At 52.3% G+C, this 21852-nt stretch carries 18 protein-coding genes and 2 riboswitches; of the genes, 15 read left to right on the forward strand and 3 right to left on the reverse strand.

Translation table 11 applies throughout. The features are described from left to right. The first annotated feature begins 8 nt into the window (after positions 1-8). The gene (gene ntrC / locus Hfont_RS08420; RefSeq protein WP_112991948.1) at positions 9-1523 is read left to right on the forward strand and encodes a nitrogen regulation protein NR(I); all 1515 of its coding nucleotides are present in this window, start codon (positions 9-11) and stop codon (positions 1521-1523) included. Between the two features lie 151 nt (positions 1524-1674). Here the strand turns inward: ntrC and Hfont_RS08425 are convergent, their stop codons facing one another. Together Hfont_RS08425 and Hfont_RS08430 are read right to left on the reverse strand one after the other, a co-directional pair. Next, a complete protein-coding gene (locus Hfont_RS08425) occupies positions 1675-3513 on the reverse strand; it encodes a chemotaxis protein CheA (protein WP_112991949.1) in 1839 nt (612 codons plus the stop codon). Continuing rightward, complete coding sequence (locus Hfont_RS08430) at positions 3513-4298, reverse strand: protein phosphatase CheZ (protein WP_112991950.1); 786 nt, start codon at positions 4296-4298, stop codon at positions 3513-3515. The genes Hfont_RS08425 and Hfont_RS08430 overlap by 1 nt, the downstream gene beginning before the upstream one ends. A 545-nt stretch (positions 4299-4843) precedes the next feature. On the opposite strand from Hfont_RS08430, the gene cobT reads away from it, so the two are divergent. Genes cobT through Hfont_RS08445 form a run of 3 tightly spaced genes read left to right on the forward strand, consistent with a single transcriptional unit; the run spans position 4844 to position 7284 of the window. Next, positions 4844-5887, forward strand: a complete 1044-nt coding sequence (gene cobT, locus Hfont_RS08435; protein WP_112991951.1) for a nicotinate-nucleotide--dimethylbenzimidazole phosphoribosyltransferase — start codon at positions 4844-4846, stop codon at positions 5885-5887. Between the two features lie 6 nt (positions 5888-5893). Further along, positions 5894-6718 (forward strand): adenosylcobinamide-GDP ribazoletransferase, encoded by an 825-nt coding sequence (locus Hfont_RS08440; RefSeq protein ID WP_112992420.1) that lies wholly within the window; start codon positions 5894-5896, stop codon positions 6716-6718. Positions 6719-6729: 11 nt separating this feature from the next. Continuing rightward, positions 6730-7284 carry a histidine phosphatase family protein gene (locus Hfont_RS08445; RefSeq protein WP_112991952.1) on the forward strand — a complete coding sequence of 185 codons (555 nt, stop codon included), beginning with the start codon at positions 6730-6732 and terminating at the stop codon, positions 7282-7284. Positions 7285-7286: 2 nt separating this feature from the next. Here the strand turns inward: Hfont_RS08445 and Hfont_RS08450 are convergent, their stop codons facing one another. Beyond that, on the reverse strand, positions 7287-8066 hold the full coding sequence (locus Hfont_RS08450; protein ID WP_112991953.1) for a BUD32 family EKC/KEOPS complex subunit: 780 nt from the start codon (positions 8064-8066) through the stop codon (positions 7287-7289). Positions 8067-8186: 120 nt separating this feature from the next. Further along, a riboswitch (cobalamin riboswitch) is annotated at positions 8187-8405 on the forward strand. A 139-nt stretch (positions 8406-8544) separates the two neighbouring features. On the opposite strand from Hfont_RS08450, the gene Hfont_RS08455 reads away from it, so the two are divergent. From Hfont_RS08455 to Hfont_RS08505, 11 genes are all read left to right on the forward strand, one after another. Further along, positions 8545-10494: a TonB-dependent receptor gene (locus Hfont_RS08455; RefSeq protein ID WP_112992421.1), complete on the forward strand. Its 1950-nt coding sequence runs from the start codon at positions 8545-8547 to the stop codon at positions 10492-10494. Between the two features lie 229 nt (positions 10495-10723). Beyond that, positions 10724-10939, forward strand: a riboswitch (cobalamin riboswitch). Between the two features lie 148 nt (positions 10940-11087). After that, complete coding sequence (locus Hfont_RS08460; protein ID WP_112991954.1) at positions 11088-12962, forward strand: TonB-dependent receptor plug domain-containing protein; 1875 nt, start codon at positions 11088-11090, stop codon at positions 12960-12962. A gap of 130 nt (positions 12963-13092) precedes the next feature. Further along, positions 13093-14142, forward strand: a complete 1050-nt coding sequence (locus Hfont_RS08465) for a FecCD family ABC transporter permease (RefSeq protein WP_112991955.1) — start codon at positions 13093-13095, stop codon at positions 14140-14142. Next, the gene (locus Hfont_RS08470) at positions 14142-14936 is read left to right on the forward strand and encodes an ABC transporter ATP-binding protein (RefSeq protein ID WP_112991956.1); all 795 of its coding nucleotides are present in this window, start codon (positions 14142-14144) and stop codon (positions 14934-14936) included. Before Hfont_RS08465 ends, Hfont_RS08470 begins: the two co-directional genes overlap by 1 nt. After that, a complete protein-coding gene (cobO, locus tag Hfont_RS08475; protein WP_112992422.1) occupies positions 14929-15564 on the forward strand; it encodes a cob(I)yrinic acid a,c-diamide adenosyltransferase in 636 nt (211 codons plus the stop codon). The genes Hfont_RS08470 and cobO overlap by 8 nt, the downstream gene beginning before the upstream one ends. 31 nt (positions 15565-15595) lie before the next feature. Beyond that, complete coding sequence (locus tag Hfont_RS08480; protein WP_112991957.1) at positions 15596-16894, forward strand: cobyrinic acid a,c-diamide synthase CobB; 1299 nt, start codon at positions 15596-15598, stop codon at positions 16892-16894. Next, a complete protein-coding gene (cobU, locus tag Hfont_RS08485) occupies positions 16891-17439 on the forward strand; it encodes a bifunctional adenosylcobinamide kinase/adenosylcobinamide-phosphate guanylyltransferase (protein ID WP_112991958.1) in 549 nt (182 codons plus the stop codon). The genes Hfont_RS08480 and cobU overlap by 4 nt, the downstream gene beginning before the upstream one ends. 12 nt (positions 17440-17451) lie before the next feature. Beyond that, a complete protein-coding gene (gene cbiB / locus Hfont_RS08490) occupies positions 17452-18402 on the forward strand; it encodes an adenosylcobinamide-phosphate synthase CbiB (protein WP_112991959.1) in 951 nt (316 codons plus the stop codon). Further along, positions 18395-19384, forward strand: a complete 990-nt coding sequence (gene cobD / locus Hfont_RS08495; RefSeq protein ID WP_112991960.1) for a threonine-phosphate decarboxylase CobD — start codon at positions 18395-18397, stop codon at positions 19382-19384. The genes cbiB and cobD overlap by 8 nt, the downstream gene beginning before the upstream one ends. Then, on the forward strand, positions 19381-20289 hold the full coding sequence (locus Hfont_RS08500; RefSeq protein ID WP_112991961.1) for a cobalamin-binding protein: 909 nt from the start codon (positions 19381-19383) through the stop codon (positions 20287-20289). Before cobD ends, Hfont_RS08500 begins: the two co-directional genes overlap by 4 nt. A 35-nt stretch (positions 20290-20324) precedes the next feature. Further along, positions 20325-21761: a cobyric acid synthase gene (locus tag Hfont_RS08505; RefSeq protein ID WP_112991962.1), complete on the forward strand. Its 1437-nt coding sequence runs from the start codon at positions 20325-20327 to the stop codon at positions 21759-21761. Positions 21762-21852 lie beyond the last annotated feature (91 nt).

The raw sequence follows: 21852 nt of genomic DNA on the forward strand, positions 1-21852 counted from the left end.
AAAACTATATGAAACCAATTTGGATTGTTGACGACGACGAGTCGATCCGCTGGGTGCTTGAGAAAGCATTGGCCCGTGAGAATCTTGCAACCAAGAGTTTTTCCAACGCACGTGATGCTATGGAAGCGCTGAAAACCGGCGCCCCTCAAGTATTGGTATCCGATATACGCATGCCTGGTGAAACCGGTCTTGAATTGCTGCAGGCAGTCAAAGCCAAACATCCGGGTTTGCCGGTGATTATCATCACCGCGTTCTCTGATCTTGATTCCGCTGTTGCGGCATTTCAAGGTGGTGCATTTGAATATCTGGCCAAACCGTTTGATATCGACAAAGCAGTTGAACTGATACGTCGCGCCTTGGAAGAAAGTCTGCGTGAAACCAGCGTAGAACAGGCTTCTGCCGAAACGCCTGAAATTCTCGGTCAGGCACCGGCGATGCAAGATGTTTTTCGCGCGATCGGTCGTCTCTCTCAATCGAACGTAACGGTGTTGATCACCGGTGAATCTGGTTCGGGTAAAGAACTGGTTGCGCGTGCATTGCATAAACACAGCCCACGCGCATCGCAGCCATTCATTGCATTGAATACAGCAGCGATTCCAAAAGACTTGCTGGAGTCGGAACTGTTCGGTCATGAGCGCGGCGCCTTCACCGGCGCGCAAGCTTCGCGTCGGGGTCGTTTTGAACAGGCGGATGGCGGCACTTTATTCCTCGATGAAATCGGCGACATGCCTTTCGATTTGCAAACGCGTTTGCTGCGCGTGTTGTCGGACGGGCATTTCTACCGTGTCGGCGGGCATCAACCGTTGAAGGCGAATGTGCGTGTCATCGCCGCAACGCATCAAAATCTGGAGCATCGCGTACGCGAAGGCTTGTTCCGCGAGGATTTGTATCATCGCCTGAATGTGATTCGCTTGCGCCTGCCGAGCTTGCGCGAACGTCGTGAAGATATTCCTATCCTGACACGTCACTTCCTCGCACAAAGCGCCAAACAACTCGGTGTCGAGGTCAAGCGCATGTCGGAAGGCGCGATGCAGTTTTTGACCAGCCTCGAACTGCCTGGCAATGTACGTCAACTGGAAAATTTGTGTAACTGGATTACCGTGATGGCACCTGGGCAGACAGTAGAAGCCAAGGACTTGCCGCATGAGTTGACTGAAGGCCAGGCGTATTCATCGTCCACGCTGCCTGTGTCATCGACGAACGGTGCAGCTTATGTGCAGGAAAGCGATGGCAGTGCAGTCAGCAACATCACGCCTCAAGCATCGTCTTTCCAGACTGGTATTCAGGCTGAACACACCAGCTGGATTTCATTGCTGGAAACCGAAGCGGCGAACTTGCTGGCAGCAGGACAACCTGAAGTAATGGATGCCTTGGGTCGTCAGTTTGAATCGACCTTGATCAAGATGGCCTTGAAGCATACGCATGGTCGCAAGAACGATGCAGCAGTGCGTTTGGGGATAGGTCGCAATACCATCACGCGCAAAATCCATGAGTTGGGTATTGACGGTGCGAAAGACGATTGATGGTGTGTTGATCAATCTTGAGTTCGTGCATTAAATAAAAAAGACCCTGCTTAGTTGAAACTAAGCAGGGTCTTTTTTATTGTGCAGAGCTGAAGTACGAGCAACTTTTCTCAACAGATAAGGTTGCGAATGTCAGCTTGAGCGATCGGTTTTAAGCGGCCAGTTTTGCTGTGGAGCGACAGCCTTCCAGCAGGAAAGATAATCCAACTACCAATACCAGTTCGCCCTCAGCCGAGCGGGCAGTGCCGGCAATGCCTGCCACGGTAATCGCTGTCATCGGTTTGATCACCAGGTCGGCGGTACCTTCGACTGCACCAACGGACAGGATGTATGGTTGCGGCGCAGCGATGACGATGCCGACCCTTTCCATGCCGAGCTCATAGCCTAAGGAACCGGCCAGTGAACGTACCGGCAAGGGTCTTCCCTGATCGCGTAATACTGGTGCACCGCCTACATGTTCGAATTCTTCCGGCAATTCCACCACACGTTGTACAACCGACATCGGCAAGGCCAATGCTGCATCGGAACTACGCACCAGCATGGTCGGCACAATGGATAATTCAATCGGCAAACGTATCGAGAAGCGGGTGCCGATGCCAAGTTTGGAGTCGATGGTGATTGCGCCGCGATTTTTTTCGACTGCTGTTTTCACGACGTCCATGCCAACGCCACGACCGGATACGCTGTTGGCAACTTCCTTGGTGGAGAAACCAGGCAGGAAAACCAGTTGCAGCATTTCTTCCAGTGTTTGCGCGGCACTTTCGTTGATCAAACCTTTGGAGATGGCTTTGGCGCGCAATTGTTCGCCATTCATGCCTTTGCCATCATCGGAAATCTCGATCATGACGCTACTGGCTTCCTGCCATGCCTTCAGAAGGATGACTGACTTGGTCGACTTGCCGTTGGCGATACGGGTCGCATTGTCTTCAATGCCGTGATCCAGCGAATTGCGCAGCATGTGGACCAATGGGTCGTACAAACTATCGACGACCACGCGATCAACTTCAGTCTCGGCGCCTTCGATTTGCAGATCGACATCCTTGCCCAGATCCTTCGCCAGTTCGCGCACCAGGCGTGGGAATTTCTGGAAGAGTTTGCCGACTGGTTGCATGCGGGTCGATAGTGTTGCGCGTTGCAGTTCAGTCGAATAACGCGAGGCACGACTCAAGGTTTCTGCCAATGCTGCCATCAGTGTGGCAGCTTGTCCTTCGACCGGGAATTGTGCAAGTTTTTCCAGCAGCACGCTAGCCTGATTGGCAGCTTGTACCGATTCGCCGGCAACTTCCAGCAAGGCGTCAAGCTTGACTGCATCGACGCGTATGCTTTCTTCCTTGATGCCGGCGGTGGCAGCAGTTTTGTTCTCGCTTCGTCTGTCGACACCATCCCAACCGCCTTTTGCTGGTGCAGCAGGCGCGGATGTTGTGGCTACAGCAGCACTAACTGGTGCGTTTGCAGCGATCGTCGTTGTGGAAACCGGAATGGCCGTGCCTGCAGGAACGACGGCCAGATACAGTGCGTTCCAATCCAGGCCGTCTGCAGCAACTGCGGCGGCAGTGTCACTCGCAACGGCGCCAGTCGGTGGAGTTGTAGCAGCAGGTACTGCATCTTTACCTTCAATGGCACTGTTGAGAATATCTTCCAATGCACTTGGCATGGCTGGCAGGCTATTTGGTAGTGCGCCGTTTGATAGTGCAGTTAATTGATCGGCGACGAAACCACTGGCTTGCAATGCAGCTTCAATGGCAATCGGTGTGACCGGGACTTCGCCGGTGCGCAATGCGTCGAACAGGTTTTCTGTCAGATGGCAGGCGGAGACCATTGCCGGCAGATTCATGAAACCGGCACCACCTTTGATCGTATGGAAAGAGCGGAAAACGGCGTTGAGTGTATTCAAATCACCAGGGTTGCGCTCGAGACTGAGCAAATGCTCTTCTACGTTTGTGGCGAGCTCAAGTGCCTCGACAACGAAATCTTTGAGCATGTCGTCCATTAGAACCCCAGATCTGCAAGAAGGTCGTCAACGTCGTCCTGCACCATCGCAATGGTTGGTGCAGATGGGCCGTTCAACAATTCAACAGGTGTGTCGGCAGGTTTGGCTTCCGCACGCGCGGCTTTGATTTCCGGCGGAGCATTGTCGCGTAGCAGTTGGGCCAATTCGCTTTCTGCTTTGTGCGTGATGGTGACAATCCTCTTGATCAACTGACCTGTGATGTCCTGGAAATCCTGCGCCATCATGATTTCCAGAAGACGAGCTTTTTCGGCCTCGGTGACTATGACCACTTTATTGGAAAATTGGCGCGAGTCGTTTGCCAATGTTTTAAATTCTTCCACGTTCAGTTTGCCATCGAACAATTGGCCCCAACGTGTATTTATATCCTTGGCAGTTTTGGACAAGGCATCTTGTTCGGGCATGCCGATATCGATTGCGTTCAAGACCTTGTTCGCAGCTTGCTCGGTCAGCGTGGCGACGTACTCAAGGCGGCCTTGTGCGTCAGTGATTTGTGATGCGACATCCGATAAAGAGCGGTCGTAACCGAGTTCGCGCAAGGAGTCGTGCAGCAAACGAACAATGCCGCCCAAACGTTCAAACATCGGCTTGTCGGATACATCTTCGCTAGAGTTGGCTGCCGGCGAGGGCGCTGCAGTTGCTGCAGGAGTTGGAGGAGTCGCCGGTGCCACTGCAGCGGCTGCCGGCGCGACCGGCGCTACTGTTTCTGCACGTTGGGCGGAAATTTCTTCAAACAATGCATCAAAATCATCCAGGTCGCCGCTCATCTAATTTCTCTCTGTCTTGTTATTCGTTTGTACCGCTTGCATCTTGGCATTCCCTGGGGAGCGCGTCAGCAATACAAGATTGTCGTGTGTAACTCTGCAATATTGCGCCATTCCATTTAAACAAGTCATGAGTAGGCACAACGATTTTGCGTATTAACCTGAGGCAATAATACCCAGATTTAGAGGGAGCGCATAGTTATTCAAGACAAGTTTTCAATGCGACGCAACAATTGCAAAATTTGGTTAAAAGAGAAGAGGATTTTGCGAATTTCAGCAGGTTTTTCTTGCTTCTGGGAATGAAATATGAGGTGCTTTTCCCGGTCGCGAACAATGGGCTTGGATGGGTATGCTTGTGCCATGTCGTTTGACGCGATGTTCCCTCGCGCCTACACTGCAGCTACTTTTATTTGGCCCCGGGTTTTACTTATGTGCAGAGGTGAAATCTACCTTCGTATGAGTGCGATTTTCAATTCGGCGGCGCAGATGCTTATTAACATGGCAGTTTCATTTTCAAGGATAGGGACCCTCTCGAGGGTACGGCAAGCATGACATTTTCTTCTATCCCTTTTACTCATGATGTGGCGCTAGACCGGGCTTTGGACGCCGCGATCAATAACAAAACCAAGCCATTGGGCAGTCTTGGCATGCTGGAATCGCTTGCCAAACAGATAGGTTTGATTCAGCAGACTACGCAAGCAAGCATCAACGATCCGGCATTGATCGTGTTTGCTGGTGATCATGGCGTGGTTGCGGAAAACATTTCCGCCTTCCCGCAAAGCGTGACCTGGCAAATGATGGAAAATTTCCTTGCTGGCGGGGCGGCAATCAACGTTTTTGCGCGACAAAACAAGTGTGCACTGCATATCGTCGATGCTGGTGTTAATCATGATTTTGGGCCGCGTGATGGTTTGCTCGATCGCAAGGTGGCATATGGCACGCGCAATTTTGCGCAAGAGCCGGCGATGACTGCAGAGCAGTGTGCGCAAGCAATGCAGAGCGGTGCGGATCTGGTCGCAGGGCTGACGGGCAATGTAGTAGGTTTCGGCGAAATGGGCATAGGCAATACGACGGCCGCCGCTGCCATCATGCATGCAATCACAAAAATTCCGGTGGCGGAATGTGTGGGTGCCGGAACAGGTTTGGCACCCAGCGGTGTGCAGCACAAACAAAAAGTGGTGGAGGCAGCGATTGCATTTCATGCTCCTGTCATATCGGTAGGCGAACCTTTGGGTATTCTCGCAAGCTTCGGTGGGTTTGAAGTTGCAATGATTGCAGGCGCGATGCTGGCAGCAGCCGAGCGCCGGATGGTGATATTGATCGACGGTTTTATTATCACGAGTGCCTTGCTGGTCGCGGCGCGTTTGCAGCCCGCTATCCTTGATTATTGCGTATTCGCCCATTGCTCGGACGAGCACGGCCACAGGCAAATGCTGGCTTACCTGAAAGGACGGCCGGTTTTGCAAATGGGTTTGCGTCTGGGTGAAGGAACAGGGGCTGTACTGGCTTTGCCGCTGCTGCAGGCTTCAGTGAATTTTCTGCGTGAAATGGCAACCTTCGATTCGGCCGATGTGAGTAAAAAGAGCGCATAGAAAATGATGGAACCGGATATTATTCTCGATACAACTTGGCGTGCGCGTTGCTTGCAGTGTTGCATTCGTCAGCTGCGACTGTTCTTCATCGCCCTGCAATTTTTTACCCGGATACAAATCCCGCGGTGGGTAGGTTTTGACGAACGCTGGCTGCAACATGCTTCACGGTATTTCCCTGCGGTCGGTATCGTTGTCGCGCTGGTGACTGTACTGGTTTATGTCATCGCCTCGTTGTTGTGGACGCAATCGATAGCGGTGCTGCTATCGACGATAGCCGGCATTTATTTGACGGGCGCTTTTCATGAAGATGGTTTTGCCGATACCTGCGATGGTTTTGGCGGCGGTACGAGTAGCGAGCGCGTGCTCGAGATCATGAAGGATTCGCGCATAGGCGCCTACGGTGCAATTGGTATTGGTTTGATGCTGGCGTTGAAATGGATGACGCTTTCCAGCCTGCCATCGCCGGTAGTGGTTGTTACTTTGCTGGTTGCGCATCCGGTTTCACGTCTGGCTGCAGTCAGTTTGGTATGGCGGATGGATTATGCAAAAGCGAACGGCAAGGCGAAACCAATCGGCCAGGAGATGTCTAATCAAGAGTTTTGCATTGCCACTGCGACGACCTTATTGCCGATAGTCATACTTTGCTTGACCGGATTAATGCCTTTGCTTGCAATACTTACAGGCAGTCTTTTTGCTGCGCTGGTGTCCTTGTGGTTGGCAAGAATGTTTCAGCGTCGCATAGGTGGTTATACCGGTGATTGTCTAGGCGCCGTGCAGCAAGTTGCAGAAGTTGCTTTCTATCTGGGTGTGCTCGCCACTATTGCTTATTGAGGGGTTCTCATATGCACCTTTATCTCGTTCGCCATCCACGGCCCATAGTCGCTGCCAATACCTGTTATGGAAGCACCGATTTAGAGGTGACGGCGGAAGAGTTGGCGCTGGCGCATGCATCCTTGCTGCCGGTATTGCCAAAGAAGGCCGTGCTGTTTTCCAGCCCCTTGCGTCGTTGCAGAGAGTTAAGTGCCAGCCTGGCGGAAACGCTGGGATGCCAGGCACCGACTTACGATGAGCGTTTGGCAGAAATGCATTTCGGCGATTGGGAAATGCGCTCATGGGATGATATCCCGCGTGCATCTGTCAATGCGTGGAGCAATGACATGGTCGCTTATCAACCTGGCGGCGGCGAGAGTGTGCTGCAGGTTGCACAACGCGTACGCGCGTTTCGCGATGAGTTATCTGGCTTGAATATCGAACATGCCATCGTGATTTGTCACGCCGGCATTATTCGCTTGCTGGCAGCCTGCGAACACGGCTTGTCAATTCCCGAGATGGCTTTATACGCCGCACAAAAACCGCACAAGATTCGCTATGGTGAATTGCTAGTGGTGGATTGCTAGGATTACTTAAGCTGTTTCGCAGCAAGATATAAAACCTGCGCTGCTGCTTGCGCCGAGATGACATCTCTTCCCCACGGTTTGCGTTCGCTAGGCAGGGTACGCAACCAGCCAAACGTGCGCGCCGCCCGCATCACTTCACGCTGTATATCTTTTCCATCCTGTCGCAGATAAAGCAAAAAGTGTTGAACAATTTGTTGTGCATCCATGTTCAGGATGTAAGCAGTGGAGTGCAGATACAACAGCCAGTCGCGCGCCTGTGCCGAAGCCAGCGGCATGCTCTTGATCGGGTCGTCTTCAAAATCGATGAAGCTCACGGTGCCGTCGTGCCAAATCATATTTCGTGCAAAACACTGGCTGGCATTTTGACCCAGGCGATGCAGTTGCAAAATCGCCTGCAAACCGCTTTCCCAATAACTCAAAATTTTCTCTGGATCTTGCCGTAACAATTGATCAATCGAAGTTTTTCCGAGAAAAGAAATTGCAAACCATTGCGGCGTCACGTGCAGCACTTCCGGTACAGACACGCCTGCTGCTGCTAGCGAACGCAAGCGCGCGACTTCAATTGCCTGCGCAGCCGTGCCGCCAGGAGCCGGTACAGCGCGCAGCATAGGTTGACGCAAGACACATGCAAGCGTATTCAGTACCGGATAACCCCAATGTTTGAGCGGTGCCTCCAAACGTTTGACGATAACAGGCTGACCATCCACCTCCAGCAATGCGGTGCGGTCGGACGTGAGCGCCAACTGTGCGTCTATCGTTGTTATTTGTTCGGGAGTAAACATGCAATGAGTGGATGGCCGGGCAAGGCTGGATTATAGACCAGCGCTCTATGTGGCGACAGTCTGTGATCATGCAAATGAACAGGTAAAAGTCAGCGCTGTTGCCGCAGATGGGTGTGCGCCGTACAATGGCGCAGTTTTGGTGCTCGCGGACATGTTCATGTCTGCAGTTAAACGGGAAACACGAAGCCGTCAGGCCAAGGTGTGCTGCCCCCGCAACGGTAAAACAAGCGTCACAATCATCAGGTGACCAATCATTTCTCGAGACCACTGTGCAGTTGCATGGGAAGGTGAAATGGTTTGCTTGTCAGCCCGGATACCGGCCAGAACAGGTGAAAGCAATGCGAACGGGGAACGTCGCAAGTGCGCGTCTGCATAAAATTGCACGATGTCTGCTTGCTCTGATAGCCCTTGTCCCATTCTTTCGTTGAACTCGACTCGCGGGGAAGCAAGTCGAGTGCTCCTTATCAAAGAAGACATGATGAAACCTGTAACATCCCGCAGCATCGCTGCATGGAAACCACTCACGCTGGTTTCCGTACTCGCCACTTTGAGTTTCCCTGTTTTTGCGCAGGTTGAAACCGGACAAAACCTGGCACCGGTCACTGTGTCGGCATCGCGTTTTGAAAGTGTGGAAGCACCGATTGACGCGACAGTCATTACCGCACAACAAATTCGCGATTCTGGTGCAGGCAGCATTAACGAAGCGATACGCAAGATTGCCGGCGTATTTGGACGTTCTAGCCAAAGCGGGACGTCTGACTCATCCCTTGATTTGCGTGGATTTGGCTCAAGCAGCAATCAGAACGTGGCGATTTTTGTGGATGGAATTCGCATATCTGAAAACGAATTGCAACCTGCAGTGATGTCTGCAATCGCGATTGAATCCGTCGAGAGGATTGAAGTGGTTCGTGGGGGCAGTAGTGTGCTGTACGGCGAAGGCGCAACCGGTGGCACGATCCAAATCATCACTAAACGCGGTAGAACGAAAGGTACACATGGTTCTTTCGTCGCCGAAATAGGTAATCGTGGGCAGGAAGAAATACGCGCTTCCTTGAATACCGGCTGGGACGGCTTCTCCATTGATGCCAATCTTGGCGCTTTGCGTACAGATAACTATCGCGCCAACAACGAATTGAAACAAGAGAATTTCAGCGGTGGTGTTCAGTGGGCACTACAGAATGGACGAATAGGATTTCGTGTGGATGCAGCACGTCAGGATCTGCGCTTCCCGGGCTCTCTGACATTGAGTCAGTATCTGCAAAATCCAAGACAAACCTTAAAACCGACGGAGAACGGATCTCTCGACTCCAATCGTTATACGTTCTTTGTTGATCAGCATTACGGCAATCTGGAGCTCGCTGCTGATTTGTCTTATCGGGAAAAGACATCCAAAGGAGACTTCAGTGGATTTCTGTCAACCGCTGAAAGTGAGGTCAAACAATTCTCTCCTCGCGCAAAATACGTATCGAACTTCGGCAGTACGCGCAATGAGTTGATTGTCGGAATGGATTTTTCTGATTCCACGCGTTTTACCCAGAGTTCGTCCGGCGGGTTTGCGCTTGACGATGAACATGCCTCGCAACAGTCAATGGCGATTTATGGGCGTAATGAAATAAAGTTTGGAAATATGCGTGTCGCAGCAGGTGCCAGACATGAAAAATTTGATCAGGATTTGCGCGCAGGAACTTCCTACGATCAATCTTTTTCACTTAATGCCTTCGATTTAAATGCAAGCTATGAATTAACGCCGCTTGTGAGCTTGTTTGGTAAAACCGGTAAAAGCTATCGTGTAGCTAACGTTGATGAAAATGCCTTTGTTTCCAAGCCACTAAATCCGCAAAGGTCGAACGATCTTGAGCTGGGTGGATTGTTGGGCAATGAAAATAATAAATTGATAGCCAAGGTATTCAGGCATAAGTTGAAAGATGAAATCTTTTTCGATCCTACATCGGGTGGTTTTGGCGCCAACGTCAATCTTGACCGCACAAAACGACAAGGTATTGAAATAGAAGGACGCGCACGATTGTCATCGGAATTTTTCTTGTCTGCGGTATTGCAACATGTCTCGGCAAAATTTACGGATGGTCCTAACGAAGGCAAAGAAATGGTGTTGGTGCCAAAAAATACGGCAACTGTCCGCTTGAACTGGAAAGCGGACAAGCAGACCGCAGATGTTGGCGTGCAATGGGTGGATACACAACGTTATGGCAAGGATTTTTCGAATAGCTGTACAGCACTTATCCCGTCCTTTGCAACACTTGATGCGCGCTATGCAGTACGAGTGGGTGCTTGGGAATTTGCTGTGAGTGGTACAAATTTGACGGACAAGGACTATTACAGCCAGGCGTTTGGCGACTGCTCGAATAACCGAGGTATCTACCCTGATGCGGGTCGCTCGGTAAAACTCTCGGCACGTCTGGATTTCTAATTTTAAAAATTACTGCAATGATTTGCAAGATCGTCCCGCGTGGATGTTGGAATATGTTTTCCGACATCCACGCGGGATTTTTACATCTGCTTTTTTAATTGCAGACCTGATGCTCTTTTGCTTATTCAACATCAAAATCCTTGTTTGTTTCGAAGTAAGTCATGTGGTTCTGATGACACAGCCCTCGCACTAAGTATTTGGCACAGTTGCCGCAGAGTGTTGCTGGCCTTACAATGTCGCCAGTTTTGGTGCTCGCGGACATGCTCATGTCTGCAGTTAAACGGGAAACACGAAGCCTTATAGCTAACGTGTGCTGCCCCCGCAACGGTAATCAAGCGTCACGCATCTGTGACAGATTGTCTCTCAAACCACTGTGCAAGTAGCATGGGAAGGTGAGGCCATCATGCTTGCAAGCCCGGATACCGGCCAGGACAGGTGGAAATGCTGCGAACGGGGATCTTCGCGACGCGATTCGCGCACGTCCTGGTTATCCTGGCTCCTGTCGTCTCGGTCGTTGATTCTCTTCCTGCATTTCTTTTCAATTCAGCCTGCGGGGAAGCGGGCTGGATGCTGTGTCCCTATGAAAAGTAATCATGACCTCATCCGTTTTACGGCGCACAAAAGTGGCGATCCGGCCGCTCGCCATTGCATTATCCGTTTCCGCCGCATTCTCTCCGTTCAGCTTTGCGCAAACTTCAACAGAGTCATCGCTGGCTCCGGTGCTTGTGACGGCTTCGCGTACTGCGCAAAAAGCCAGTGATGTATTGGCAGATAATATTGTTATTACTGCAGAAGAAATCGCAGCGTCTGGCCAGACTTCTTTGGTTGATCTGTTGCAAACCAAACGCAGTGTCGAAATCAAAAGAAATGGTGGCGCTGGTAATGACTCTGACGTTTACATTCGCGGCGCGAATGGTAAGCAAACGATATTGTTGATTGACGGTGTACGTAGTGTGTCATCTACATCAGGAACGCCAACCTGGTCATCTATCCCGCTGTCCCAAATCGAACGCGTGGAAATTGTAATGGGACCTCTCAGCACGATGTACGGTGCAGATGCAGTGGGTGGTGTGATTCAGGTGTTCACCAAAAAAGGTGGTGGTGCGCCACGCCTGTCGTTTTCTGCCGGTGTAGGCACCTATGGCGAGCAGGTTGTGACGGCTGGTGTATCAGGTTCTACAGAAGGCGATCACCAAATACGCTATGCGATTAATGCATCGCACGAAGAGGCGGATGGTTTTTCTTCTCGGGTCGATCCAAAACAGAATCCGGATGATGATGGATATTCAAAGCGCAGTATTAGCGGACAGTTCTCATGGGAATTGGCCAAAGGTCAGGAGCTCGGCCTTACATTTTTGAATAGCACCAATAATGGTGAGTACGACAACGGCGTGTCCGCGTATAACGCACACATCATTGGCGATGTGGACGTGTATTCGGTTTATTCACGTAATCAAATTACTTCTGACTGGAGTAGTCTGGCGCAGGTTTCGCGTTCGTATACGAAACAACAGAACTTTACATCGGCTGTTCCCACCATCAATAATTCAAAGCAGGATCAAATCAGCTGGCAAAATGATTTCAAGATTGGAACTGACGTATTGCAATTCTTGATGGAGCATCGTGAAGAAAGCGTTTTCAACCCAAGTCAGCCGAAACAGAATCAGAGCCGTGATACGGACTCTTTGGCATTGGCTTATCAGTTGAATGCAGGTGCGCATTTGGCAAGTGCCAGCGTTCGTTACGATGATAGTTCGGTATATGGCTCGAATGTGACAGGCAGTATCGGTTACGGCTATCGCTTCACAAAAGAGTTAAGACTTAGCGGTAGTTACGGCACCAGTTTCCGTGCACCTACATACAACGAACTGTATTTTTCACCTAACTTCGGCAATCCGAACGTGAAACCGGAAAAAGGCAAAAATGCCGAAATCGGGATCTACTATGACAATGGTCAATCCGATTTCAGTATCTCTTATTATCATAATCAGATTACTGACTTGATCATTACGAGGACACCGTGTTCTTTCCCGGGTTTGGGGACGAGTTGTACCGATAACGTGAATGACGCTTTATTAAAAGGCGTGTCAGTTGGTGCTTCAACTAAAATCGCCGATTTCCGCGTGTATGGATCATTTGATTGGCAGGATCCGCGCGATCAGACTACAAACAAGCTGATTGAACGTCGTTCACGATCACATGGAACTGTCGGTTTCAGTCATGCTTATGGTTTGTTTAAATCCGGTGCAGATGTCGTTTTCTCTGACTATCGCTATGATGCAGCTAATGAAACCAAGAGAATGGGCGGTTATGCATTGTTGAACCTGCACGCTAGCTATGACTTGACGGATAACTGGCAATTGTTCGGCCGCTGGAACAATGTATTTGATAAATATTATGAGCTTGCACAAACTTATCAAACTCCAGGTTCCAATACATTTTTCGGCGTACGTTACGGTTTCAACTAAGTATTTGTAAAATGGCGCGGTAGTATTCGCGCTTGCAGTTGCAATCGATGTATCGCGCATGCCAGTTTGGGGAAGCTCTCCGAGCTCGCATGCGCGAATTTTATGAAAATGACTGAATGATTTTTTTACCATGAGCACGATGGCACATCGCGCGATCAGCACTCCCAGACCGCAAGGTCGCAAGCGGGCGTGGATGGTTTTGTCTACGCTGGTTTTCCTTGCCTTGTTGAGTGTGTTGATTGCATGTGTGGTGGGCTCGGTAGCGTTGCCCGTGCAGGATGTACTGTCCGCGATGCGTGAACTGACGCAGGGAACGAATTCGACTATGGCCGCGACCCTGGTTGATCTGCGACTCAGTCGCGCCTTGTCCGCATTCGTTACTGGTGCCACGCTGGCTTTGGCTGGTGTGATGATGCAGGCGCTGTTGCGCAATCCTTTGGCTGAGCCTTATGTGCTGGGTGTTTCTGGCGGTGCTGCAGTGGGTGCGTTAAGTGCGATGCTGTTGTTTTCGATGACATGGTCAATTGACGTCGCTGCCTTTGGTGGCGCGATGGCCGTGTCTGTCATGTTGTATTTGTTGGCGCAACGCGATTTGCGCGGTAGTGTCAATTCGGATGGCGGTGCGCCATTATTGTTATTGACGGGTGTGATCCTCGCATCCGGCTGTAGCGCATTGGTGGCATTGATGCTGTCGATTGCACCGGACAATCGCCTGCGTGGCATGGTGTTCTGGATGATAGGTGATTTGTCCGGTACGCAATTCCGCTGGTTGCCTTGGATCGTGTTGATAGGCGCCTTGATCTTTTCTACGCGTGCAGCGCGTGCGATCAATGTGATTGCATTGCATGCTGAAGCGGCAGTTACCTTGGGCATCAATGTCGCAAAATTCCGTATCGGCTTGTTCTTATGTGCGGCATTGCTGACTGCAAGTGCGGTGAGTAACGCGGGCAGCATCGGTTTTGTCGGCTTGATCGTGCCGCATGCATGTCGCTTTGTTCTGGGACCTGATCATCGTCTGCTGTTACCTGCCGCGGCACTGGTTGGTGGTGCGTTTCTTGTGTTGGCGGATACCTTGGCGCGTAGCGTCGTGGCGCCACAGCAGTTGCCGGTTGGTGTCATCACTGCAATCATCGGCGTGCCGGTATTCCTGCTGCAGTTGCATCAGTTAAGGAAGCGCTGATGCAAGCCAATAAGCTGCAGCTAAGAATTGCCGATCGTTTATTAGTCGATGGGCTGGACTGGCAAATCGGCGTTGGTGAATGCTGGTGCGTCATCGGCCGGAATGGTGCCGGCAAAAGCACTTTGCTACGTACCCTGGTTGGCTTGCGCCCGGCCGAAGGCGGTTCGATTGCATTGAACGGTCGCGCATTGAAAGATTGGCCCTTGCAGGATCTGGCGCGCCAGCGTGCGTTCTTGCCGCAGGGTAGAAACGACGCCTTCGCCTATCGCGTAATCGAAACGGTGTTGACCGCGCGTCATCCGTATCACGAGTCCGCTTATTGGGAGTCCGATGCCGACTATGCCGTAGCACATTCAGCGCTGCAATTAATGGATGTCGATGGATTAGCCGACCGTGATGTGCGTTCCTTGTCAGGCGGCGAGCGGCAGCGCGTCGCGATTGCCGCCGTGTTGGCGCAGGACACGCCTTTGTTATTGCTGGATGAACCTACCAGTGCACTCGATCTGGCGCATCAGGTGAGTGTCATGAGCTTGCTCGACAAATTATGTCGGGAGCAAAAGAAATCTGTTGTCATGGTCAGCCATGATTTAAACCTCGCGCATAGTGTGGCGACCCACGCTTTGCTACTGATGGGCGACGGGCGCTGGTTTGCCGGTGCGGTCGACGAAGTCATGCAGGCATCGCTGCTTAGCGAATGTTTGGGTCATCCGATCGAGATTATCAAACACGGCACGCGCACTATTTATCTGGCCGGCGATAGCGAACACGAAGTGAAGAAGAATGAATATGAGTGAAGACCAAAACAGCACAGACAAAGAAGTTGACGGCGTCACTGAACGTCACAATGCCCGCATGGCGCGGAAGAAAGAAGTTGTCGATAAAAAGATCGAAGCTGCCAAACGCGATGCCGGTGTATTGCTGATTACTTGCGGCAACGGTAAAGGGAAAAGCTCCAGCGCTTTCGGTATGGCAGCGCGTGCGCTAGGTCACGGCATGAAAGTCGGCGTTGTGCAATTCATCAAGGGCGCGATTGCAACCGGCGAAGAAAATTTCTTCCGTCGTTTTCCAGACGAAATCAGTTTCCATGTGATGGGTGAAGGCTATACGTGGGAAACGCAAAATCGTGAACGTGATGTGAAAAATGCAGAAATCGCATGGGATAAAGCTAAGGAATTATTAAGCGATCCCAAGGTCGGTTTGATCGTACTGGATGAATTGAACATCGCATTGAAATACAAATATCTTGATGTACAACGCGTGATTGAAGATTTGCAGGCGCGTCCCGCCATGCAGCACGTAGTAATAACTGGTCGCGGTGCGCCGCCTGAACTGATTGCTGTGGCTGATACCGTTACCGAGATGCAGCCCATCAAACACGCTTTTGCAGCTGGCATCGCTGCGCAAGCTGGTGTGGAGTGGTAACAATGGCTGTCATTTTTGCGAGCAAGGAATCATGAGCAGCGCGCGCATCGTTTTGATTTCTGGGATTGCGTCAGGGCAGGGCAAGACGACGATCACCGCTGCGCTGGCGCGCAAATTGATCAAGCAGGGTTTGCGCGTACGTGTCTTCAAGACTGGCCCCGACTATCTGGATCCGATGATCTTGCAACGAGCCAGCGGCGCCGAAGTATATGCGCTCGACTTGTGGATGGTGGGACTGGATGATTGCCGCAGATTATTGGCGCAGGCTGCTGCTGAAGTCGATGTGATTCTGATTGAAGGCGTGATGGGTTTGTATGATGGCGATCCTTCATCGGCGGATCTCGCGCGTGCATTCGGTGTGCCGGTTGTGGTCGTGCTCGATGCTGCCAAGATGGCGCAGACTGTAGGGGCAGTGGTGCTGGGTCTGCAGCAGTACGGCCCGGTAGAGCTGGCCGGTGTAATTGTCAATCGCGTTGCGAGCGCATCGCATGCAAGGCAGATTACGCAAGGGATACGCGGCGTCCCATTGTTGGCAACCTTGCCGAAACTGCAGGCATCGCTGCCGGAGCGCCATCTTGGTTTGGTGCAGCCAGATGAAATTGCGCAAGTGGATCAGATACTCGATCAACTTGCCGATCAGATTGATCTCGATATGGATGCGTGGAACAGCATTGCGCCTGTCATGCTCGACGATAGTCTGGCCGCCGTAAAGGCACCACAATTCCTCGCAGGGAAAAATATCGCGATTGCACGCGATGCCGCGTTTGCATTTGTCTATCACGCCAATCTGGAATGTCTGCGCGCCTCTGGTGCGCAGCTGCAGTTCTTTTCACCATTGAAGGATGAGCCGGTGCCGGCCGATGCAGATGCTGTCTATATCCCAGGCGGTTACCCGGAACTGCATTGCGCGACCTTGTCCGCAGCGCAGCACTGGCAGGATTCCATGCGTGACGCTTATGCGAAGGACATCCCGATACTTGCAGAATGTGGTGGCATGATGGTCGTGGCGGATACGCTCACCGATGCGCAAGGTAAGATCTGGCCCATGGTCGGTTTGTTAAAGGGCGAGGTCGTCATGCAGAAAAAGCTGGCCGGACTTGGCATGCAGGCATTGGCAACCGATAAAGGCGAACTGCGCGGCCACGCATTCCATTACTCGATTTTGAATACCGATGCCGCACCGGTCGCGCAGACTATCAAGCGATCCAATGGCGCGCAGGGTGAAGCCGTATATAAACAGCGGGCATTGACCGCGACCTATTTCCACGCTTACTTTTCATCCTGCCCGGCAGCGATGGCAAGTATCTTTTCAAAGGGAGAGTTGGACTGATGCGCACCCTGATAATCGGCGGAGCACGCTCCGGTAAAAGTGCTTATGCGGAGCGGCTCGCCGTCGCATCGAGAAAGCGCATCATCTACATCGCCACCGCACAGGCCGGCGACGACGAGATGAAAAGTCGTATTGCACATCATCGTGAACGCCGTGATGTCTATTGGACTACAGTCGAAGAACCCATCGAACTGGCGCGAACGATCGAGAAACATAGCGGGCCGGATACCTTGATACTTGTCGATTGTCTGACGGTCTGGCTTTCCAATCTTTTGTTTTCGGAAGCGCGAAGCTATCCCGAAGTGGGCGTGATAGAACCGCCTCCTGCCTTCCAGTATCAACGCGCATTATTGTTGAAGGCATTGGAAAATGCTAAAGGCGGCGTGGTTCTTGTGTCGAATGAAATCGGTCAGGGCGTGGTTCCGCAAGGTGCGATTTCGCGTTGGTTCGTCGATGAATCAGGCCGCTTGAATCAGGACGTTGCTGCAGTATGCGATCGCGCTGTATTGATCGTTGCAGGTTTGCCGCTTGCGCTCAAGGGTTGATGTGGGGCTGATTTGTTAATGGATTTGTCATTCGCTGCAATTGCGATCATGGTATTGCTGGGCGTGTTGCTGGACATGCGCCTCGGTGAAGCAACACGCTGGCATCCGCTGGTTGGTTTCGGCAATCTGGCGATCCGTGTCGAAAAAAAACTCAACGTAGGCGACTATCGATTTCTGCGCGGAGCTTTTGCTTGGATCTTGGTTGTGTTGCCTTTGGTCGCATTGACGTGGACGCTGACATTTGCGCTTGCTCAATTCGATATGCTGATTGCGTTTGCGGTACACGCCTTACTGCTTTACTTTTGCCTTGGATTGCGCAGCCTGCGTGATCATACTTTGCCGATTGCTCGCGCATTAATGGATGACGACTTGCCGCAAGCGCGTACCTTGACGGCGCGCATCGTCAGCCGCGATACCACGCAAGCGGAAGAATCCGATCTCGCCAAGGCTGGTGTTGAGTCCTTGCTGGAAAATGGCAACGATGCCGTGTTCGGCACCTTGTTCTGGTTCGTAATTGCCGGCGGTCCGGGTGCGGTGTTGTTTCGCCTGGCGAATACGCTGGATGCAATGTGGGGTTATCGCACACCGCGCTTTAACGATTTTGGTTGTACCGCTGCGCGCATCGATGACGCGCTGAGTTTTATTCCTGCGCGTTTGACGGCGCTGTCGTATGCATTACTGGGTAATACGCGTCTTGCATGGCAATGCTGGCGCACGCAGGCGCCAGCATGGTCCAGTCCGAATGCCGGGCCGGTGATGTCTGCCGGTGCGGGAGCCTTGAATATTTCTCTGGGTGGCGCGGCAATTTACGATGGTGAAGTTGAGCAACGTCCATCACTCGGTAGCGGCCCGCGTGCAACTGGCAAAGACATTCCCCGCGCATGGCGACTGGTTGCATTGACTACTGCCTTGTGGGTGGGAGTGATTTGCCTGATCAGTATTGCAGGAGCACTCTATGCTTGAGCATGGTGGCAATCTGCATGATGCAATACGGCGTTATCAACGTCCGCGTGCAGACTGGCTGGATCTGTCCACCGGTATCAACCCGCAACCGTATCCGATTCCCGCCATCGCATCTGATGCCTGGCATCGTTTGCCGGAACCAAGTACGGCCTTGCTGGAAGCTGCGCAAAGTTATTACGACGCTCCGCAACTGTTGCCGGTCGCTGGTACGCAAGCTGCGATTCAGGGCTTGCCGCGTTTGCGCTCGCATTCAAGAGTCGTGGTTGCGGCTCCTTCGTATGCGGAACATGCATTTCAATGGAGGCAGGCGGGGCATGAGGTAATAGAAGTACCGTACGCACAACTGGCATCGGCCGTGGACGATTGCGATGTGATGCTGGTCTGCAATCCGAATAATCCCACCGGCGAATGTGTAGACGCAGAAGTCTTGTTGCGTTGGTCGGCACAACTGGCTGCCAAGGGTGGATGGCTGATAGTCGATGAAGCATTTGGCGATATCACACCGGAAGCGAGTGTCGCTGCGTCTACTGCGCAAGCTGGCATGATCGTATTGCGTTCAGTCGGGAAATTTTTTGGCCTGGCCGGTTTGCGTTTGGGATTTGTCGCTGCGCATCCTGAGTTGCTCAAAGAATTGGCTGATTTGCTAGGTCCCTGGACTGTCAGTGGTCCGGCGCAGCAAATAGGCTTGATCGCATTATCGGATCGCGCATGGCAGCTTGCTATGCGTCAGCAATTAAAAGATAGCGGGCAGCGCTTGCAGCGACTGCTTGCAACGCATGGCATTGCATCAACGGGTTGTGCGTTGTATCAATACTGGCAACATGCAAGATCGGCGGAATTCGCGGAAAAGATGGCTGCGCATGGCGTCTGGATCAGACATTTTAACCATGGCGTGCGTTTGGGCTTGCCAGCTGATGAAGCAGGCTGGCAGCGCTTGCAGCAAGCACTGGCCACATCGATCATTTCACGGGATATTGAATGAGTATTCGTTTTGTAAAAACTGCTGTACTGGGCTTGATGTTGATTGCTGGCGCAGCGCATGCTGTTGTGAGCGTGCAGGATGATGGCGGCAATAAAGTGACTTTGGCGCAACCGGCGCAGCGCATCGTCTCTCTGGCGCCGCACGCGACGGAACTGATTTTTGCAGCGGGTGGCGGTGACCGTATTGTCGGCACCGTAGGCTATAGCGATTATCCGGCGGCAGCTTTGAAAATTCCACGCGTAGGCAGTCATCAGCAAATCGACGTGGAGCGCATCATCGCTTTGAAACCTGATTTGCTGGTGGTGTGGTTGCACGGCAATTCCGAGCGTCAGCTTGAACATATACGCAAGCTGGGCATTCCTTTCTTCTTCAGTGAGCCGAAAAAACTGACAGATATTCCGACCAGCATAGAGCGACTCGGCATCTTGATGGGTACCGAACAACAAGCGAACAAAGTCGCCGTCGCCGAGCGCGCAGAGCTGGCGCGTCTGGGTGCGCAGTACCGGAATCGTCCAAACGTGCGTATGTTTTATCAGGTGTGGGGCAAGCCGCTGTACACACTCAATGGCGGCAATATCATGAGCGACGTGATTCGCCTGTGCGGTGGTGAAAACGTATTTGCCAAACTGCCTATCCCTGCGCCGACCGTCAGTCTTGAATCCGTGTTGCTGGAAAATCCCGAAGTAATGATGACCGGTGATAGACAGGCAGAAAAATCCGGCGGACTGGAAATGTGGAAGGCTTATCCAAATCTGCTCGCAGTAAAAAACGATAATCTGTTTTCAGTCGATGCCGATCTGGTGAATCGCGCCGGACCGCGCTTGATCGAAGGTGCGGCGATGGTTTGCGAAAAACTGGAGCTTGCACGTAGTCGTCGTACTGCCAAATCACCGACACAACCGTGAGATATGCAGCCGTGAAATTTCCTTTCCATACCTTGATGGTGCAAGGCACCACATCCGACGCCGGTAAAACGACGCTGGTCGCTGCCCTGTGTCGTCTGCTCGCGCAACAAGGTGTGCAGGTGGTGCCATTCAAACCGCAGAACATGGCATTGAACAGCGCTGTTACTAGCGATGGTGGCGAGATAGGACGAGCGCAGGCATTACAGGCAGTCGCCGCTGGTTTGCCGCCGCACACCGACATGAATCCGATTCTGCTGAAGCCATCGAGCGACACCGGTGCGCAAGTTATCATTCACGGCAAGGCGCGCAGCGATATGAATGCGCGCGATTATCACGCCTACAAACCGATCGCGATGCAAGCTGTGCTGGGATCGTATGGTCGCTTGCGTACGCAATACGAAACTGTATTAGTGGAAGGCGCAGGCAGTCCGGCTGAAGTGAATTTGCGCGATAGGGATATTGCCAATATGGGTTTTGCCGAGGCTGTCGATTGCCCGGTGATTCTGGTCGCGGACATCGATAGAGGCGGCGTGTTCGCGCACATTATCGGTACGCTGGCTTGCCTGTCTGAGAGCGAACGCAAGCGCACCATCGGTTTTGTCATCAACCGTTTTCGCGGCGATATCAGTTTGCTGGAACCAGGCTTGCGCTGGCTGGAAGAACAAACCGGCAAGCCGGTGCTGGCGGTACTGCCGTATTTGCACGGCTTGTTTCTCGATGCTGAAGATGCCGTCGAACAAACGCAAGCTGCGCGCGGTGCTTTTCGCATCGTCGTACCGGTACCGCCGCGCATCAGTAATCACACGGACTTCGATGCGCTGCGCGCGCATCCGGATGTCGATCTGCAATTGATAGGGCCGGGGCAGCCGATTCCGCCTGCTGATTTGATCATCCTGCCGGGCAGCAAAAATACACGTGGCGATCTGGATTGGTTGATAGCAAATGGCTGGCGTGAGGCATTGATTCGTCATGCACGTTATGGCGGCAAGATCATAGGTATTTGCGGTGGCTATCAAATGCTGGGCAAGACGATAGACGACCCGCAAGGAGTCGAAGGCAAGCCGGGTATTTCGCAAGGTTTGGGTTTGCTGGATATCGCGACGGTATTGACGCAGGAAAAGCAGCTGGAGCAGGTCAGCGGTTTGTGTGCGTTTGCCGACAAAGAGGAGGCTGTCAGCGGTTACGAAATCCACATGGGTGTTTCCGAAGGTGATGCACGTTCGCAACCGGCTTTCATTATCGATGGTCGTCCGGAAGGTGCCCGTTCTGCCGATGATCAAATTCTTGGCAGTTATCTGCATGGGATGTTCGATACGCCGTCAGCCTGTTCCGCCTTGTTGCGCTGGGCTGGACTGGACAGCGACGTCACGGTGGATACGGCAAGTCTGCGCGAAGCCAGTCTGGATAGACTGGCACAAGCAGCGCAGCCGTTGCTGGATGCATTGTGCGCACTGGATTACCCCGCCGCCTGATCTTTTTCCCCTTATTTGCGTTGCCTTTGGCACGTCTGCAACAGCTGGTTGCGCAAGACCGACTACGAGATTGACCTTGCAATGCAGCATG

This window comes from Herminiimonas fonticola, from assembly GCF_003293745.1.
Lineage (GTDB): Bacteria > Pseudomonadota > Gammaproteobacteria > Burkholderiales > Burkholderiaceae_D > Oxalicibacterium > Oxalicibacterium fonticola.

Coding starts and splice junctions, on each gene's coding strand:
- ntrC (WP_112991948.1), top strand. CDS start 9: ATGAAACCAATTTGGATTGTTGACGACGACGAGTCGATCCGCTGGGTG.
- Hfont_RS08425 (WP_112991949.1), bottom strand. CDS start 3,513: ATGGACGACATGCTCAAAGATTTCGTTGTCGAGGCACTTGAGCTCGCC.
- Hfont_RS08430 (WP_112991950.1), bottom strand. CDS start 4,298: ATGAGCGGCGACCTGGATGATTTTGATGCATTGTTTGAAGAAATTTCC.
- cobT (WP_112991951.1), top strand. CDS start 4,844: ATGACATTTTCTTCTATCCCTTTTACTCATGATGTGGCGCTAGACCGG.
- Hfont_RS08440 (WP_112992420.1), top strand. CDS start 5,894: ATGGAACCGGATATTATTCTCGATACAACTTGGCGTGCGCGTTGCTTG.
- Hfont_RS08445 (WP_112991952.1), top strand. CDS start 6,730: ATGCACCTTTATCTCGTTCGCCATCCACGGCCCATAGTCGCTGCCAAT.
- Hfont_RS08450 (WP_112991953.1), bottom strand. CDS start 8,066: ATGTTTACTCCCGAACAAATAACAACGATAGACGCACAGTTGGCGCTC.
- Hfont_RS08455 (WP_112992421.1), top strand. CDS start 8,545: ATGAAACCTGTAACATCCCGCAGCATCGCTGCATGGAAACCACTCACG.
- Hfont_RS08460 (WP_112991954.1), top strand. CDS start 11,088: ATGACCTCATCCGTTTTACGGCGCACAAAAGTGGCGATCCGGCCGCTC.
- Hfont_RS08465 (WP_112991955.1), top strand. CDS start 13,093: ATGAGCACGATGGCACATCGCGCGATCAGCACTCCCAGACCGCAAGGT.
- Hfont_RS08470 (WP_112991956.1), top strand. CDS start 14,142: ATGCAAGCCAATAAGCTGCAGCTAAGAATTGCCGATCGTTTATTAGTC.
- cobO (WP_112992422.1), top strand. CDS start 14,929: ATGAGTGAAGACCAAAACAGCACAGACAAAGAAGTTGACGGCGTCACT.
- Hfont_RS08480 (WP_112991957.1), top strand. CDS start 15,596: ATGAGCAGCGCGCGCATCGTTTTGATTTCTGGGATTGCGTCAGGGCAG.
- cobD (WP_112991960.1), top strand. CDS start 18,395: ATGCTTGAGCATGGTGGCAATCTGCATGATGCAATACGGCGTTATCAA.
- Hfont_RS08500 (WP_112991961.1), top strand. CDS start 19,381: ATGAGTATTCGTTTTGTAAAAACTGCTGTACTGGGCTTGATGTTGATT.
- Hfont_RS08505 (WP_112991962.1), top strand. CDS start 20,325: ATGGTGCAAGGCACCACATCCGACGCCGGTAAAACGACGCTGGTCGCT.